The organism is Aeromonas intestinalis (assembly GCF_054052485.1).
In genome coordinates this window covers 1-15,770 of record NZ_JBSTYK010000025.1, presented here as the reverse complement: position 1 = coordinate 15,770, position 15,770 = coordinate 1, and the positions used below count along the sequence as shown (strand labels likewise).

The window sequence follows — 15,770 nt, the reverse complement described above, 5'->3', positions numbered from 1 at the left end:
CTTTATGGTCATGCTAGGGAATCAGTCCCACCGACAGGAGAAGAGCCATGAGCATCAGGATGGAACGTGACAGCCTCGGGGAGATAGCCGTCCCGGCGGACAGGCTGTGGGGAGCCCAGACCCAGCGTTCCCTGCACCACTTCAACATCTCCGGGGAGCGCCAACCCATCGAGATCATCCATGCCCTCGCCCACATCAAGTCCGCCTGCGCCCGGGTCAACCACGATCTTGGCCTGCTGCCAGCCCGCAAGGCCCAGGCCATCATGGCGGCGGCGGACGAAGTTCTCGCGGGCCTGCACGGCGGGGAATTCCCCCTGATGGTGTGGCAGACCGGCTCCGGCACCCAGACCAACATGAACCTCAACGAGGTGCTGGCGAACCGCGCCAGCGAACTGCTCGGGGGTGCCAGGGGCGAAGATCGCCTGGTGCACCCCAATGACGAGGTGAACAAGAGCCAGTCCAGCAACGACGTCTTCCCGAGCGCCATGAACCTGGCTGCCGTCACCGCCATCACGGGCCAACTGCTGCCCGCCCTCCTCACCCTGAAAGAGACCCTGGCCGACAAGGCGAGCGCCTTCGACGACATCGTCAAGATAGGCCGCACCCACCTGCAGGATGCGACCCCCCTCACCCTGGGTCAGGAGATCTCCGGCTGGGTCGCCCAGCTGGAGCAGGGGGAGCACCACCTGCGCGCCGCCCTGCCCCATCTGTCTGAGCTGGCCCTCGGCGGCACCGCGGTGGGCACCGGCCTCAACTGCCCGCCCGGCTTCGCCGAAGGGGTCGCCGCCGCCCTCGCCACCCAGACCGGCCTGCCCCTGGTCAGCGCCCCCAACAAGTTCGAGGCGCTGGCGGCGAGCGATGCCCTGGTCCATGGCCACGGCGCCCTCAAGACCCTGGCGGCCAGTTTGATGAAGATCGCCAACGACGTGCGCTGGCTGGCGAGCGGTCCCCGCAGCGGGCTCGGGGAGATCCTCATCCCCGAGAACGAACCCGGTTCCTCCATCATGCCGGGCAAGGTCAACCCGACCCAGAGCGAGGCCCTCACCATGCTCTGCGCCCAGGTGATGGGCAACGACGTGGCCATCAACATCGGCGGAGCCAGCGGCAACTTCGAGCTGAACGTGTTCAGGCCCATGATGGCCCACAACTTCCTGCAGAGCGTGCGGCTGCTGGCGGATGGCATGAAGAGCTTCACCGAACACTGCGCCGTCGGCATCCGTCCAAACCGGGATCGCATCGACGAGCTGCTGGCCCGCTCCCTGATGCTGGTGACGGCGCTGAACCCCCACATCGGCTATGACAAGGCCGCCGAGATCGCCAAACGGGCGCACCATGAGGGCTTGAGTCTGCGGGAGGCGGCCATCGCATCGGGTCATCTCACCGCCCAGCAGTTCGATGCCTGGGTGGTGCCCGGCCAGATGGTGGGTCGCAGCAAATAGCGCTGTGAATCGATGAAATAGAGAAAAAGGGCGCCTAGGCGCCCTTTTGCATTGCAGATCGGTTATCAGGTCTTGCTCTGGCAGTTGAACATCCAGTGGGTACCGAACTTGTCCACCAGGGAGCCGAAATAGTCGCCCCAGAACATCTCCTGCAGCGCCATCTCCACCTTGCCCCCCGCCCCCAGAGCCGCGAACAGCCGATCCGTTTCACCCCGGCTGTCAGGCTCCAGGTTGAGGTAGCTGTTGTTGCCCTGCACCAGGGTGAAGCCCATGCTGGCGGGGGCATCGGTCCCCATCAGCACGTGACCGCCGAGGATGGCCAGCTCCACGTGCATCACCAGTTCCCCGTCCGCCTCGGACAGGGCGGGCTGGCCCGGGCAGCCGGGGGAGTCCTTGAATCTGTGGATGGGGCCGTTGAAGTCACCGCCAAACACCTCGCGATAGAACAGAAACGCCGCTTCCGTCTCCCGCGGGAAGTTGAGATAGGTACTGACACGCGCCATGGTTTTCTCCTTGTCATCGATTGGCTGGCCCACAGGCCAGCTATCAGCATAGAAGAGCCCCATCCCCTGCACGCCCCCCCAGTGAGGGGGCGACACCCAGACCTTAACCCGCCTCCACTTCCCCGGCCGGCAGCGCCGCTCCCCGGCCCTTGCCGATGGCGAGAATGGCCACCAGCGAGATGCCGACTGTCACCAGCATGTAGAGGGCGACGGGCTGCCAATCTCCCTGATAGCGGCTCAACAGCCAGGTGGCGATGAGGGGCGCCGTGCCGCCGGCCAGGGCGGCACCCAGCTGATAGCCCAAGGTGATGCCGGTGTAGCGTACCCGGGTGCTGAAGATCTCGGAGGAGAGGGTCCCCAGCACGGCGGTGATGGGCGCCCAGAGCACACCAAAGCCGATGACGGTCGCGAGGGTGATGCCCCAGCCGGTGCGGGTGTCCAGCAGCATGAAGTAGGGAGCGATGAAGAGTGCCAGCGCCAGGATGCCGCCGATATAGACCACCTTGCGCCCCACCTTGTCGGACAGGGCTCCCATCAGGGGGATCATGCAGGTCGCCACCAGGGCCCCCAGCATGACCGCATGGAGTGCCACCCCCTTCTCATAGGCCAGGGAGTTGACCGCATAGCTCACCACGAAGGTGGAGAAGATGTAGAAGGGGGCCGTCTCCACCACCTTGAGACCGGCGGCGATCAGCACCTCCCGCCAGTGGTGACGCAGGGTCTCCAGCAGCGGTACCTTGGCCACGTTGCCACTGGCCTTGGCCTGCTTGAACTCGGGGGTCTCGTCCAGCCCGTGCCGGATCCACAGACCCACGAACACCAGGCCCGCGCTCAGCAGGAAGGGCACTCGCCAGCCCCAGGAGAGGAACTGATCCTCCGGCAGCATGGCCATCAGGCTCACCGCCAGGGTCGCCAGCAGCATGCCGATGGTCACCCCCACCTGGGGCACGCTGCCAAACAGTCCCTTGCGCTTGGGCGGGGCATACTCATAAGCCAGCAGCAGGGCACCACCCCATTCACCGCCGATCCCCATGCCCTGCACCACCCGCAGGGAGATGAGCAGTATGGGGGCCCAGACACCGATCTGCTCATAGGTGGGCAGACAGCCGATCAGCACGGTGGCGCCCCCCATCAGGGAGAGGGTGAGCACCAGCGTCTTCTTGCGGCCGATGCGATCGCCGATGTGGGCGAACAGCACGCCGCCGATGGGACGGATGAAGAAGGTCAGGGAGAAGGAGAGATAGGAGAGCATCAAGCCGACCACGGGGTCGAAGTTCGGGAAGAACAGCTTGTTGAACACCAGGGCCGCGGCCGTGCCGTAGAGGAAGTAGTCGAACCATTCGATGGAGCTGCCGGTCAAACTGGCGATCAGCGCCCGTTTTCGGGTCGCAGCCGTCTGTGGCTGCACCAGGGGTGTAGTCATCATTGTCTTCGTTCCTTGAAGTTTGTTGTCAGCGAGTCCCGGTGCACCACATCCATGAACCGGTTGCACCCAGGCTGCACATCTTAGCCAGCGGCAAAAAAAAGATGCAACCGAGATCCATCTCCCGGTTGCACCATTAACAATATTCACAATATAAGTTGTTAATAGTCTGTTTCAACAGATTAACATGCTAACAAGACAGCATTTTCCACCAGCAGGGTCGTCTAAAAGCGTCACTCAAACGAAACCTTGTAGCATAACCATTAAAAAATCTTGCTTGAAGGTTGCACCTGGTTGCACCATCATCTTCAAAATTTAACCATCCGGTAATATTGTTACCTTCTAGACACAGGAAGTCCCATGGCCACCACCACCCTTGGCGTTAAACTCGACGAAGCGACCCGCGACCGACTCAAGCAGGCCGCCCAGACCCTGGACCGCACCCCCCACTGGCTGATCAAGCAGGCGATCTTCACCTACCTGGAGCAGCTGGATCGCGGCCTGACTCCGCCCGAGCAGTCCGGGCTGGCTGCCGCCGCAGGGGACGAGCCGGTGGAAGCGCTGACCGAGCAGGGGATCCAGGTCTTCCTCGAGTTTGCCGAGAGCATCCTGCCGCAATCCGTGCTGCGCGCCGCCATTACCTCCGCCTATCGCCGCCCCGAGACCGAGGCCGTGCCCATGCTGCTGGAGCAGGCTCGTCTGCCCAAAGAGAAGGCCGAGGCGACCCAGAAGCTCGCCATGAGCATCGCCGAGAAGCTGCGCAACCAGAAGAGTGCCAGCGGCCGTCAGGGTCTGGTGCAGGGGCTGCTGCAGGAGTTCTCCCTCTCCTCCCAGGAAGGGGTGGCCCTGATGTGTCTGGCGGAGGCGCTGCTGCGCATTCCGGACAAGGCGACCCGTGACGCCCTCATTCGCGACAAGATCAGCGGTGGCAACTGGAGCCAGCATCTGGGCAACAGCACCTCCCTGTTCGTCAATGCCGCCTCCTGGGGCCTGCTCATCACCGGCAAGCTGGTGGCCACCCATAACGAGGCCGGCCTCAACACCTCCCTCAAGGGCCTGATCGGCAAGGGCGGCGAACCGCTCATCCGCAAGGGGGTCGACATGGCCATGCGGCTGATGGGGGAGCAGTTCGTCACCGGCGAGACCATAGCCCAGGCACTGGCCAACGCCGGCACCATGGAGACCAAGGGCTTCCGCTACTCCTACGACATGCTGGGGGAAGCGGCCCTGACCGAGGAGGATGCCAAGCGTTATCTGGCTTCCTACGAGCAGGCCATCCACGCCATCGGCAAGGCCTCCCACGGCCGCGGCATCTACGAGGGCCCGGGCATCTCCATCAAGCTCTCCGCCCTGCACCCGCGCTACAGCCGTGCCCAGTACGACCGGGTGATAGAGGAGCTCTACCCCACCCTGCTCTCCCTGACCCAGCTCGCCAAGCAGTACGACATCGGCATCAACATCGACGCCGAGGAGGCCGATCGGCTGGAGATCTCGCTGGATCTGCTGGAGAAGCTCTGTTTCGATCCTTCCCTCGCCGACTGGAACGGTATCGGCTTCGTCATTCAGGCCTATCAGAAGCGCTGCCCCTATGTGATCGACTACGTCATCGATCTCGCCAAGCGCAGCCGTCATCGCCTGATGATCCGCCTGGTGAAGGGCGCCTACTGGGACAGCGAGATCAAGCTGGCTCAGGTCAACGGTCTGGAAGGCTATCCGGTCTATACCCGCAAGCCCTATACCGATGTCTCCTATCTGGCCTGCGCCCGCAAGCTGCTGGCGGTGCCGGAATCCATCTATCCCCAGTTCGCCACCCACAACGCCCACTCCCTGTCGGCCATCTATCAGCTCGCCGGGAAAAACTACTACCCTGGCCAGTACGAGTTCCAGTGCCTGCACGGCATGGGTGAGCCGCTCTATGAACAGGTGGTCGGCAAGGTTGCCGACGGCAAACTGGGCCGCCCCTGCCGCATCTATGCACCGGTCGGCAGCCATGAGACCCTGCTCGCCTACCTGGTGCGCCGTCTGCTGGAGAACGGGGCCAACACCTCCTTCGTCAACCGCATCGCGGACAACAACATCTCCCTGGCGGATCTGGTACAGGATCCGGTGCAGCAGATCGAACAGATGGCCGCCCGCGAAGGCGCCCTCGGCCTGCCGCACCCGCGCATCCCCCTGCCCCGCGAACTCTATGGCGAGGCGCGCCCGAACTCCGAAGGGCTGGATCTGGCGAATGAACATCGCCTGGGCTCCCTCTCCGCCGCCCTGCTCGCCAGCACCAACACCCGCTATCAAGCCCTGCCCATGCTGGGTTGTGAGACCCAGGCGACTGGCGAGTTCCAGCCCGTGATCAACCCGGCGGACCACAGAGACATCGTCGGTCAGGTGAGCGAGGCCAACGGCGAGCTGGTGGACAGTGCGCTCTCCTGCGCGCTCGCCAGCGGCCAGATCTGGCAATCCACCCCGCCTGCCGAACGGGCCGCCGTGCTGGAGCGCGCCGCCGATCTGATGGAATCCGAACTGCAACCCCTGATGGGCCTGCTGGTGCGGGAATCCGGCAAGACCTTCAGCAACGCCATCGCCGAAGTACGCGAGGCGGTAGACTTCCTGCGCTACTACGCCGCCCAGGCCCGCAACCACTTCGCCAACGACAGCCACAGGCCGCTTGGCCCCGTGGTCTGCATCAGCCCCTGGAACTTCCCGCTCGCCATCTTCAGCGGCCAGGTGTGTGCGGCGCTCGCCGCCGGCAATACGGTGCTGGCCAAGCCCGCCGAGCAAACCCCCCTCATCGCCGCCCAGGCGGTACGCATCCTGCTGGAAGCCGGGGTGCCCGCCGGTGCGGTGCAACTGCTGCCGGGCCGCGGTGAAACCGTGGGTGCGGCGCTGATTGCCGACGAGCGGGTACGCGGCGTCATGTTCACCGGCTCCACCGAGGTGGCGGGGATCATCTCCCGCAACCTGGCCGGTCGCCTCGACGCCCAGGGTCGCACCATCCCCCTCATCGCCGAGACCGGTGGCCAGAACGCCATGATCGTCGACTCCTCCGCCCTCACCGAGCAGGTGGTGATGGATGTCATCTCCTCGGCATTCGACAGCGCCGGTCAGCGCTGCTCCGCCCTGCGGGTGCTGTGCGTGCAGGACGACGTGGCGGATCGGGTGATCCGCATGCTCAAGGGCGCCATGGCCGAGTACAAGGTCGGCAACCCGGAGCACCTCGCCACCGATATCGGCCCGGTGATCGACGTCGAGGCCAAGGCCAACATCGAGCGACACATCAAGACCATGACCGACAAGGGTCGCAAGGTGCACCAGATCGCCCGTGCCCAGGGCGCCGATTACAGCCGCGGCACCTTCGTGCTGCCGACCCTGATCGAACTCGACAGCCTGGATGAGCTCGGCCGCGAAGTGTTCGGCCCCGTGCTGCACCTGGTGCGCTACCCACGGGCCAAGCTCGGTGAGCTGCTCACCCAGATCAACGGCAGCGGCTACGGCCTGACCCTGGGGGTGCACACCCGCATCGACGAGACCATCGCCCAGGTGGTGAACACCGCCCGGGTCGGCAATCTCTACGTGAACCGCAACATCGTCGGCGCCGTGGTCGGGGTACAACCCTTCGGTGGCGAAGGCCTCTCCGGCACCGGTCCCAAGGCGGGCGGCCCGCTCTACATGTACCGCCTGCTGGCCACTCGTCCGGACGATGCGGTGGCCAACCAGCTGCGTCAGGAAGCCGGTGCCGCCCCGCAGGCCGAGTCGCTCAAACCCGCCCTGCAGGCCCTGCGCAACTGGGCAGCCAAGCAGGAGAAGGCCCTGGTGCCCCTGTGCGATCGCTACGGCGAGCTGGCCCAGAGCGGCCGCACCCAGCTGCTGGTCGGCCCCACCGGCGAGCGCAACAGCTATAGCCTGCTGCCGCGGGAGCGGGTGCTCTGTCTGGCCGAAGACAAGGCGGATCTGCTGGCCCAGCTGGCGGCCTGTCTGGCGGTCGGGACCGAGGTGCTGTGGCAGGACGTTGCCCTGCACCGCACCCTCCATGGCAGCCTGCCGGCCGAGGTGCGCAGCCGCATCCAGCTGGTGGCGGACTGGGCCAACGGCGACACCGCCTTCGATGCCCTGCTGCATCACGGTGACTCGGATCAGCTGAGCGAGGTGAGCAAGCTCGCCGCTGCTCGTCCCGGCGCCATCGTCGGGGTGCACGGCCTGCACCGTGGCGAGATCGACATTCCGCTGGAGCGCCTGCTCATCGAGCACGCCCTCTCGGTCAACACCGCCGCCGCCGGTGGCAACGCCAGCCTGATGACCATCGGCTAAGCGCTGCACAGAACCTGAGAGCTCAAGCCCCGCTGACGCGGGGCTTTTTCATATCGACACCGCCATCACCAGAGCATAAAAAAGGCCGTCCCGATAAGGGCGGCCTTTTTTATGCTTCATCTCTCCTCAGGTGAAGAGAAAAATGCTGATGTCACTCTCTGCCCCTTCCCCCCTCGCGGGAGAAGGGTTGGGGATGAGGAGGAATAGTCTAGGCGTATTCCATGAACACACGAGACGTCAGCTTGGTGATGAGCTCATAAGGAATGGTGCCAATCTCCTCGGCCACCCGCTCCACCGGCAGTCCCTCACCCCAGAGCACGGCCTCGTCGCCGGCCTTGTCGGTGGCACCCGGGCCGAGATCCACCGTGGTCATGTCCATGGAGACCCGGCCCACCAGGGGCACGATGCGGCCGTTGACCAGCACGGACGTGCCGTTGGGGGCCATGCGCGGGTAGCCGTCGCCGTAACCGATGGCGATGACCCCGAGCCGGGTGTCGCGCTCCGACACCCAGTTCGCGCCGTAGCCCACCGGCTCACCGGCCTTGTGATCCCGCACCGCAATAAGTTGTGTTTTGAGGGTCATCACGGGTTTGAGGTCATAATCCGCCGCCACTGTCTCCGGGAAGGGCGACACGCCATACAGGATGACCCCCGGGCGCACCCAGTCGCAGTGGGAATCGGGCCAGGCCAGGATCCCCGCCGAGTTGGCCATGGCCCGCTCGCCGGCCAAGTTGGCGGTGAGCTGGCTGAAGAGATCGATCTGCTCGCGGGTGGTGGCCTGTTCCAGCTCATCGGAGCGGCTGAAGTGGGTCATGATGTTGAACGGCTGCACCACGTTCTTGCATTGGCCCAGGCGCTCGATGAAGGCAGGCATCTCGTCTGCCCGCACCCCGAGCCGGTGCATGCCGGTGTCGAGCTTGAGCCAGGCCACCACGGGGGCCGGCAGCTCGGCCTGCTCCAGGGCTTCGAGTTGCTCCCAGGTGTGCACGGCGGTCTGCAGGTTGTTGGCCGCCAGCACCGGCAAATCGGCGGCGCTGAAGAAGCCCTCCAGCAGCACGATGGGCTTGACCACGGCGCAGGAGCGCAGCATCAGCGCCTCCTCGATGCGGGCCACCGCGTAGGCGTCCGCATCCACCAGGGTGCGGGCGACCGGCAGCAGACCGTGACCATAGGCGTTGGCCTTGACCACGGCGATGATCTTGCAGGAGGGGGCGTGGCGCTTGACCACGGCGAGGTTGTGGCGCAGGGCCTGGGTATCGATTTGGGCTATAGCCGCTTTCATCTGTTTTCCCTTGAGGGCATGTGGCGCCTGGCGCCTGGCACCGGGGTGCCCGCCCTTGATAGTCATCGTCTAAGGCCGGACCGGCATAATTGTCGAACCGGGAAAACTGTGTCTTCTCATCTGGGAGCGGTTCGCTCCCGCTTAATAGTCGTCGTCAAACGCCGGGCCGGCATAATTGTCGAACCGGGAGAACTGACCCTGGAAGGTGAGGCGCACTCGTCCTATGGGGCCGTTACGCTGCTTGCCGATGATGATCTCGGCGATCCCCTTGTCGGGACTGTCGTCGTGATACACCTCGTCGCGGTAGATGAACATGATCAAGTCGGCATCCTGCTCGATGGAGCCCGATTCCCGCAGATCCGAGTTGACCGGGCGCTTGTCGGCCCGCTGTTCCAGGCTTCGGTTCAGCTGGGAGAGCGCCACCACGGGGCATTGCAGCTCCTTCGCCAGGGCCTTGAGGGAGCGGGAGATCTCGCCGATCTCCAGGGTCCGGTTGTCGGACAGGGCCGGCACCCGCATCAATTGCAGGTAGTCGATCATGATCATCGACAGGCCGCCATGCTCGCGGGCGATGCGCCGGGCGCGGGAGCGCACGTCGGTCGGGGTCAGGCCGGAGGCGTCGTCGATGTACATCTTGCCCTTCTCGAGCAGCAGTCCCATGGTGGAGGAGAGCCGCGCCCAATCCTCGTCGTCGAGCTGGCCGGTCCGCACCTTGGTCTGATCGATGCGCCCCACGGAGGCGAGCATACGCATGATGATCTGCTCCGAGGGCATTTCGAGGGAGAAGATCAGCACCGGTTTGTCGGCGGTGAGCGCCGCGTGCTCGCACAGGTTCATGGCGAACGTCGTCTTGCCCATGGAGGGACGGGCCGCGACTATGATGAGGTCCGAACGTTGCAGACCCGCAGTCATCTTGTCCAGATCCCCATAACCGCTGGAGACGCCGGTCACCCCGTTGTGGGGGGTCTTGAACAGCTCTTCGATCTTGTCGACCGTCTGCTCCAGGATGAGGTTCAGGGGTTGCGGCCCCTCGTTGGCGCTGGAGCGTTGCTCGGCAATCTGGAACACCTTGCTCTCGGCGAGATCCAGCAGATCCCCCGAGGTGCGGCCCTGGGGCTCGTAGCCTGCCTCGACGATCTCGTTGGCGACCGAGATCATCTCCCGTACCACGGCCCGCTCGCGCACGATTTCGGCGTAGGCGTTGATGTTGGCGGCGCTCGGGGTGTTCTTGGCGATCTCCACCAGATAGGCAAAACCACCCGACTCTTCCAGCTGCTCGGAGCGCTCCAGCTCCTCCTGCAGGGTGATGAGATCGATGGGGTTGCCCGCGTTGGAGAGACGGGTCATGGCCTGGAAGATGAGGCGGTGGGGACGGCTGTAGAAATCCTTGTCGATCACCCGCTCGGCCACCCGATCCCAGGCCTCGTTGTCCAGCATCAGGCCGCCCAGTACGGACTGTTCGGCCTCAAAGGAGTGGGGGGGAACTTTCAGCTGTTGTGTCTTGGCGTCTTTTTTCGCCGTCACTTGCTCTGCCATACACATAAAAACCGCAGCGGGAAGGGGACGGGAATTTTACAAAAGAAACCCCGCCATCGCGAGCGCTAATGCGCGCCATTCAAAGAGCCCGGCTATCTTTCCCCTCCTCCGGTTCAAGCCATGGCGGATTATCATCGCCCGTCGGGATGACTAATCGGGTTATCCCGTCACCGTCACAACACGATAAAGGGCCACACCAGGGTCTGATCCTGCCCCTTGGCTCTCGCCTTGTTGCGCAGTTTGCGTTCTTTGCGGCTCGGTCGTCTGTTTTTCATCCAGCTTCTCCTGTTGCCGTCCCGAGGGGACAATTCGTTCATGAATAATTCATGCCAAACGTGTTAATCATAGCCGCAAGCTGCAACACAAAAAGGGACAGGCAGCCTGCCATGCGCCTCGCTGAGCTTGCACAAGCAGAGCATGCCCCCATCCACATGAGAGTGAAAAGAGTCAAAATGAAAAAGATGCTGACCCTGTTTGCCGTGATCCTGGCCATTGGCCTCGGGGCACCCATCGCTGAAGCCAAGAAGTTTGGCGGCGGCAAATCCTTTGGCAAGAGCTACAAGACGGCGCCGGCACAACCGGCTCCAGCCGCAGCACCAGTGAACGGCAAGAACCCGACCCTGGCTGCGGCCCCCAAGAAGAGCGGCATGATGGGCGGCCTGCTGGGTGGCCTGCTGGCCGGCGGCCTGTTCGCCTACCTGCTGGGCAGCGGCGCCTTCGAAGGCCTTCAAGGCATGGACATGCTGTTGATCGCCCTGCTGGCCCTGGGTGGCGTCTTCCTGTTCCGCGCCCTGCGCAAGAGCAAAGCGGCGACGGCCCAGCCACAGGCCGCCTATGCGGGCTACCACCCCCCCCAGGCCCCGCAGCAGTTTGAGCAGAGCCACAGCGCCCCGCAGGCGACCGGCTTCGCCGACAGCGACGTGCCCTTCCGTCTGCCCCCGGGCTTTGACATGAACGGCTTCCTGTCCGGCGCCCGCGATCACTATCGCACCCTGCAAGAGGCGTGGAACAAGAACGATCTGGAGAAGGTACGCGAGTACGTGAGCCCGGAACTGTTCGAGAACCTCAAGGCCGAGCGCGCCGAACTGACCGGTGAGCAGCATACCGAAGTGATGTATGTGGACACCCAGCTGGTGCGTGCCGACTACGGTAGCGACTGGGCCCAGGTCAGCGTGCGCTTCAGCGGCCGCTACATGGACCGCCAGGAGAACGTCGAGGAGGACATCAAGGAGGTGTGGCACCTCGAGCGTGACCTCGCCAAGGACAATGCCCCCTGGCACATCGTCGGGATCGAGCAGCTGTAAGGCTCTCCCTTCAGGAAATATAAAAGGCGACCTCAGGGTCGCCTTTTTACTGCTTGTCCATCCATGGGATCATGTCGCCCACATTGGCCAATTGACCATGGTTCGTCCACGCAGATGGGCTTCACACTATTCGCTAGACCAAAAAAACCGGGGCCAAGGCCCCGGTTTTGGCTTCAACGATGATCAGTTACCCATGATCTCCTGGCCACAGTTGTTGGTGTTGGCCGGGTTGACCGTATTGTTGATGAAGGTCACTTCACCCGCAGGCAGGTAGTCAGCGGCATGGACGTTCTGCTTGGCTTCCAGATACTCTTTCAGCACACCCGCATCGACCAGGCCAGCATTGATGGTGTTGATGACAGGATACTTGTCGCCACCCGCCGCACTGAAGCTCGGGATGGCAAAGCTGTAGGTTGCATTGGCATCGAAGGCCTTGCCACCGATGGAGGCAATGGTGACGCTCTTGGCACCACAATTGACTTCCATGTTGATGCCGCCAAATTGGGGATAGCCACCGCTGGTCAAGGTCGCGACCTGACCAAGGTAACCGACAAGCTCGGCACCCTTCATGGTTGCTTTGTTAACTGTGTTACCGAAGGGGTGAACGGTGAGCACGTCGCGGTAGGTAATATCGCCGATCTGTATGGACGCACGCACACCGCCCGAGTTCACGATACCAAAATCGGCACCCAGCTTTTCGGCTGTGGCCGTAGTAATAAGCCGTCCCAGGTTGGTTTGCATATAACGAACATTTTTACGCTCCCCCAGCAGGAGGTCATCGGTGGAGGCAATTTTTACGCCTAACTCGGCCTCTCCCTTCTCCTGGAATACTTGCAAGGTGGAGTAAAGTTCAGGGTCCTTGATAATTTCGTCCTGAATAAACTGCACATTGTTATTGGTGTCTTTAATTACCACGTTCTTGGCATCACGCTTGACCAGATTGACCGGGATGAGTTCATAGCTGGTCAGGGTCAGCTTGCCATTCTGGTAGTCAAACTGGGCGCGACCCACATACTTGCCCCACTCGTGGGCCTGCATGATCCAGGTGCCGTTCTGTTGATCCGGCAGGCAGTCGTCCCCCGGCTGGAAGCTGGCGTACTTGTCCGGAGTGCCCGGCTCCATGCAGACCGGGTTCTGGGAGTGACCACCAATGATGGCGTCCAGGGTGCCGGCCGGCAGCGCGCGGGCCATCTCCACATCACCGGGAGCATTGCTGCCGTGCTGGCCATCTGCGTAGTGGCCCATGTGGGTGATGGCGAAGACCAGGTTCGCTTCCTTGTTGCTGCGGATCTGCTGACCCAGCTTTGCCGCTTCCGTGGTCGGATCCCGGAACTCCAGGGTCTTGACGTTGTTCGGATCCACCAGCTGGGCGGTATCTTCCGTGGTCAGGCCCAGCACGGCGACCTTGAGGCCGTTGTCCAGCTTGAACACCTTGTAGGGGTCGAAGTAGTGCTTGCCGCTGGCCTTGTCATAGATGTTGGCAGACAGCATGGGGAACTTGGCCCACTCACGCTGTTTCTCGAGGACGCTCAAGGGGTTGTCGAACTCGTGATTGCCCACGGCCATGGCATCGTAGCGAATGCTGTTCATGCCGATGAAGTCGGGCTCGGCATCCTGCAGATCGGACTCAGGTACACCTGTATTCACATCCCCACCTGAGAGCACCAGCACCTCGCTGCCCGCGGCCTTGGCCTCGGCACGCAGCCGCTCGACCAGGGTCTTCTGGGCGGCCATGCCATATTCACCATCGACGTTATGCCAGAAACGGCCGTGGGTATCATTGGTGTGCAGGACGGTCAGTTTGCAGACATTTTCGGTACAGGGGGCGACACTTTCATTCTTGGAGGAATTGCAACCACTCAGAGCGGCGAGCACAGCCAGTGCGACACTTCCTTTGACTAATTTATAATTCATTTCCATATCACCTTGTTATTTTGTTATTGGACGACCCATGCCTTGGGTCGGGCGGTAATATAACAAACAACCTGTGACGGTTTTTCATCGGCGACTCACAAATTGCGCTAAATGTGATCCTTCGCGCAACCTGTTCTCCTGTCGAAATATCTCCCCGCGCTCTCACCCGATTCACCGCCATTTCACCGATCCGGATGGCAGCCATGGCTGCACAGGTTATGGCATAATTCCCCCCAATCGATGCCAAGGAGTGCCGTGAATGGCCAAGTACGACAAGATTTCCCCCGAGACCCAGCAAGAGGCGATGAAGATCGCCCGCGCCAACCAGAGGCCAGGTCAGACCAAGGAGCAGACCCAACTGATCGCCCAGGGGATCCAGAAGGGCATAGACGAATACAAGAAGCAGATGAAGGCCCGCGCCCGCGAGGCCAGCCGCCAGAAGAAGCTGCAGGCCAAGGCGAAATCGCAACCACAGGGCGAGCATGAGGAAGAGAGCGAAGTCGAGATCATCGAGATCCGCCGCCAACATCCCCTGCCCTGGGTGCTGCTGGGGCTGAGCTGGCTGACCTTCGCCTGTGGCTGGTACTGGCTGCGCTGAGCCGCTCGCAAACCTTTGCCCTGGGATCGGCTTCACAGCCCGGGGCATGGATGCTGGTCATCCCTGACTCTCGCTGATTACACTCGCCGCCCATCGTCTGGAGAAGCTTTCACATGAACCCGGCCCCCCTCTATCTGCTGGCCCCCCTGGTGCTGTTCATCGTCACCCTGGTGCTCTATCGCATCTCGCCCCTGCGGGCCGTCGCCTCTGGCAGCGCACGCTGGTTTATCCTGCCCGCGTTTACCCTCTTCATCCTGCTAATCGTCATCAATGGCGCGGCCGATCCTGCCCAGCGCAGCCCCGGCTTTCACTGGCTGATGCCGGGGCTCGGCTTTGCGCTGAGCCTGTTCCCGGCCTTGCCCAAGGCGCTGGTGCCCCGACTCGCCATCAAGGAAGGCGCCTTCGCCGCCCTCGGCCTGATGCTGATGAGCTTGGCCATGGTGTATTGATGCAGGCCGTGATCGGCCTGTGACGGAACAGGAGGCGCTCTGTGGCGGGCGCCTCTTGTACAAACAATGGCCTGCGGGCATCTTGGTGGCAGGAATGCTCGCCAGGAGGCCAGATGACCAACCCGCCCGACTTCATGACCCTGTGGGATTATCAGGATCCCGCCGCCAGCGCTGAGCGCTTTCATGCCCTTCTTCCCGAGGCTCGCGCCGCCGATCTGCAGTACGAGCTTGAGTTGCTGACCCAGATAGCCCGCACCCACTCCCTGCGACGCCAGTTTGCCGAGGCGCACCAGCTGCTCGACGAGCTAGAACCCCGCCTCACGACTGCCACCCCGCGAGCCCGTCTTCGCGCCCTGCTGGAGCGCGGCCGCACCTTCAACTCCGCCGGTGACAAGGCCAGTGCCAGGACGTTGTTTGAACAGGCCTGGCAGCTGGGTCTCAAACAGGGTGAGGATCACCTGGCCATAGATGCGGCCCATATGGTAGCCATCGCCGCCCCGCTGGAGGAGCAGAGCCGCTGGCACCAGCTGGCGATGACCCTGGCCGAGCGCAGCCAGGACGAGCGGGCCCGGGGCTGGCTGCCGAGCCTTTACAACAATCAGGGCTGGACCCTGTTCGAGCTGGGACGCCTGACGGAGGCCAGAGCCAGTCAGCAGAAATGCCTGGCCTGGCACGAGCAGCACAACAACCAGGCCAAGGCCTTTATCGCCCGCTGGAGTCTGGCGCGCCTCACCCGGGCGCAAGGGCTGCACGAGCAGGCGATGGGAGAGCTGAAGCAGTTGCAGGCCGACATGGCCGCCGCCAAAGTCCCCGAGGATGGCTATCTGTTTGAGGAGTTGGGGGAGAATGCGCTGGCGCTGGATGATCCGGCCACGGCCGAGTATTTCGCCCGCGCCTGGTTCCTGCTGTCCCAGGATGGTTGGCTGCAGGCCAACGAGGCCGAGCGGCTGGGGGGGGGGCACCGCCGCGGCCCCAAACCTGGCGCACCCCCAAATAAAAAAGCCGGGGGGGGGGGCCGCC

General features: G+C 63.3%; 11 protein-coding genes. 6 read left to right on the top strand and 5 right to left on the bottom strand.

Annotated elements, in window-relative coordinates; all coding sequences use genetic code 11:
* Nucleotides 1-47 precede the first annotated feature (47 nt).
* Complete coding sequence (gene fumC, locus ACW5W7_RS20705) at nt 48-1,439, top strand: class II fumarate hydratase (RefSeq protein ID WP_456502924.1); 1,392 nt, start codon at nt 48-50, stop codon at nt 1,437-1,439.
* A gap of 65 nt (nt 1,440-1,504) precedes the next feature.
* On the opposite strand, the gene ACW5W7_RS20700 is transcribed toward fumC, so the two are convergent.
* A complete protein-coding gene (locus ACW5W7_RS20700; RefSeq protein WP_349921233.1) occupies nt 1,505-1,942 on the bottom strand; it encodes a VOC family protein in 438 nt (145 codons plus the stop codon).
* Between the two features lie 103 nt (nt 1,943-2,045).
* Nucleotides 2,046-3,368, bottom strand: coding sequence for an MFS transporter (locus ACW5W7_RS20695; protein WP_456502923.1), 1,323 nt, complete (start codon nt 3,366-3,368; stop codon nt 2,046-2,048).
* A gap of 357 nt (nt 3,369-3,725) precedes the next feature.
* Here ACW5W7_RS20695 and putA point away from each other — a divergent pair, with 357 nt between their 5' ends.
* Nucleotides 3,726-7,667, top strand: coding sequence for a trifunctional transcriptional regulator/proline dehydrogenase/L-glutamate gamma-semialdehyde dehydrogenase (putA, locus tag ACW5W7_RS20690; protein WP_456502922.1), 3,942 nt, complete (start codon nt 3,726-3,728; stop codon nt 7,665-7,667).
* Between the two features lie 208 nt (nt 7,668-7,875).
* Here the strand turns inward: putA and alr are convergent, their stop codons facing one another.
* Together alr and dnaB are read right to left on the bottom strand one after the other, a co-directional pair.
* Nucleotides 7,876-8,949: an alanine racemase gene (gene alr / locus ACW5W7_RS20685; RefSeq protein ID WP_456502921.1), complete on the bottom strand. Its 1,074-nt coding sequence runs from the start codon at nt 8,947-8,949 to the stop codon at nt 7,876-7,878.
* Between the two features lie 141 nt (nt 8,950-9,090).
* Nucleotides 9,091-10,485 (bottom strand): replicative DNA helicase, encoded by a 1,395-nt coding sequence (dnaB, locus tag ACW5W7_RS20680; RefSeq protein ID WP_349921229.1) that lies wholly within the window; start codon nt 10,483-10,485, stop codon nt 9,091-9,093.
* A 452-nt stretch (nt 10,486-10,937) separates the two neighbouring features.
* On the opposite strand from dnaB, the gene ACW5W7_RS20675 reads away from it, so the two are divergent.
* Nucleotides 10,938-11,789, top strand: a complete 852-nt coding sequence (locus tag ACW5W7_RS20675; RefSeq protein ID WP_456502920.1) for a Tim44 domain-containing protein — start codon at nt 10,938-10,940, stop codon at nt 11,787-11,789.
* A 183-nt stretch (nt 11,790-11,972) separates the two neighbouring features.
* Here ACW5W7_RS20675 and ushA read toward each other — a convergent pair whose 3' ends face one another.
* The gene (ushA, locus tag ACW5W7_RS20670; RefSeq protein WP_456502919.1) at nt 11,973-13,703 is read right to left on the bottom strand and encodes a bifunctional UDP-sugar hydrolase/5'-nucleotidase UshA; all 1,731 of its coding nucleotides are present in this window, start codon (nt 13,701-13,703) and stop codon (nt 11,973-11,975) included.
* 259 nt (nt 13,704-13,962) lie between these two features.
* Between ushA and ACW5W7_RS20665 the strand changes: the two genes are divergently transcribed.
* The 3 genes from ACW5W7_RS20665 to ACW5W7_RS20655 all read left to right on the top strand — a co-directional run.
* Nucleotides 13,963-14,301 carry a DUF2956 domain-containing protein gene (locus ACW5W7_RS20665; protein WP_456502918.1) on the top strand — a complete coding sequence of 113 codons (339 nt, stop codon included), beginning with the start codon at nt 13,963-13,965 and terminating at the stop codon, nt 14,299-14,301.
* Between the two features lie 113 nt (nt 14,302-14,414).
* Nucleotides 14,415-14,750, top strand: a complete 336-nt coding sequence (locus tag ACW5W7_RS20660) for a hypothetical protein (RefSeq protein WP_100858211.1) — start codon at nt 14,415-14,417, stop codon at nt 14,748-14,750.
* 113 nt (nt 14,751-14,863) lie between these two features.
* The coding region (locus ACW5W7_RS20655; protein WP_456502917.1) for a tetratricopeptide repeat protein at nt 14,864-15,770 on the top strand (907 nt) is incomplete at its 3' end.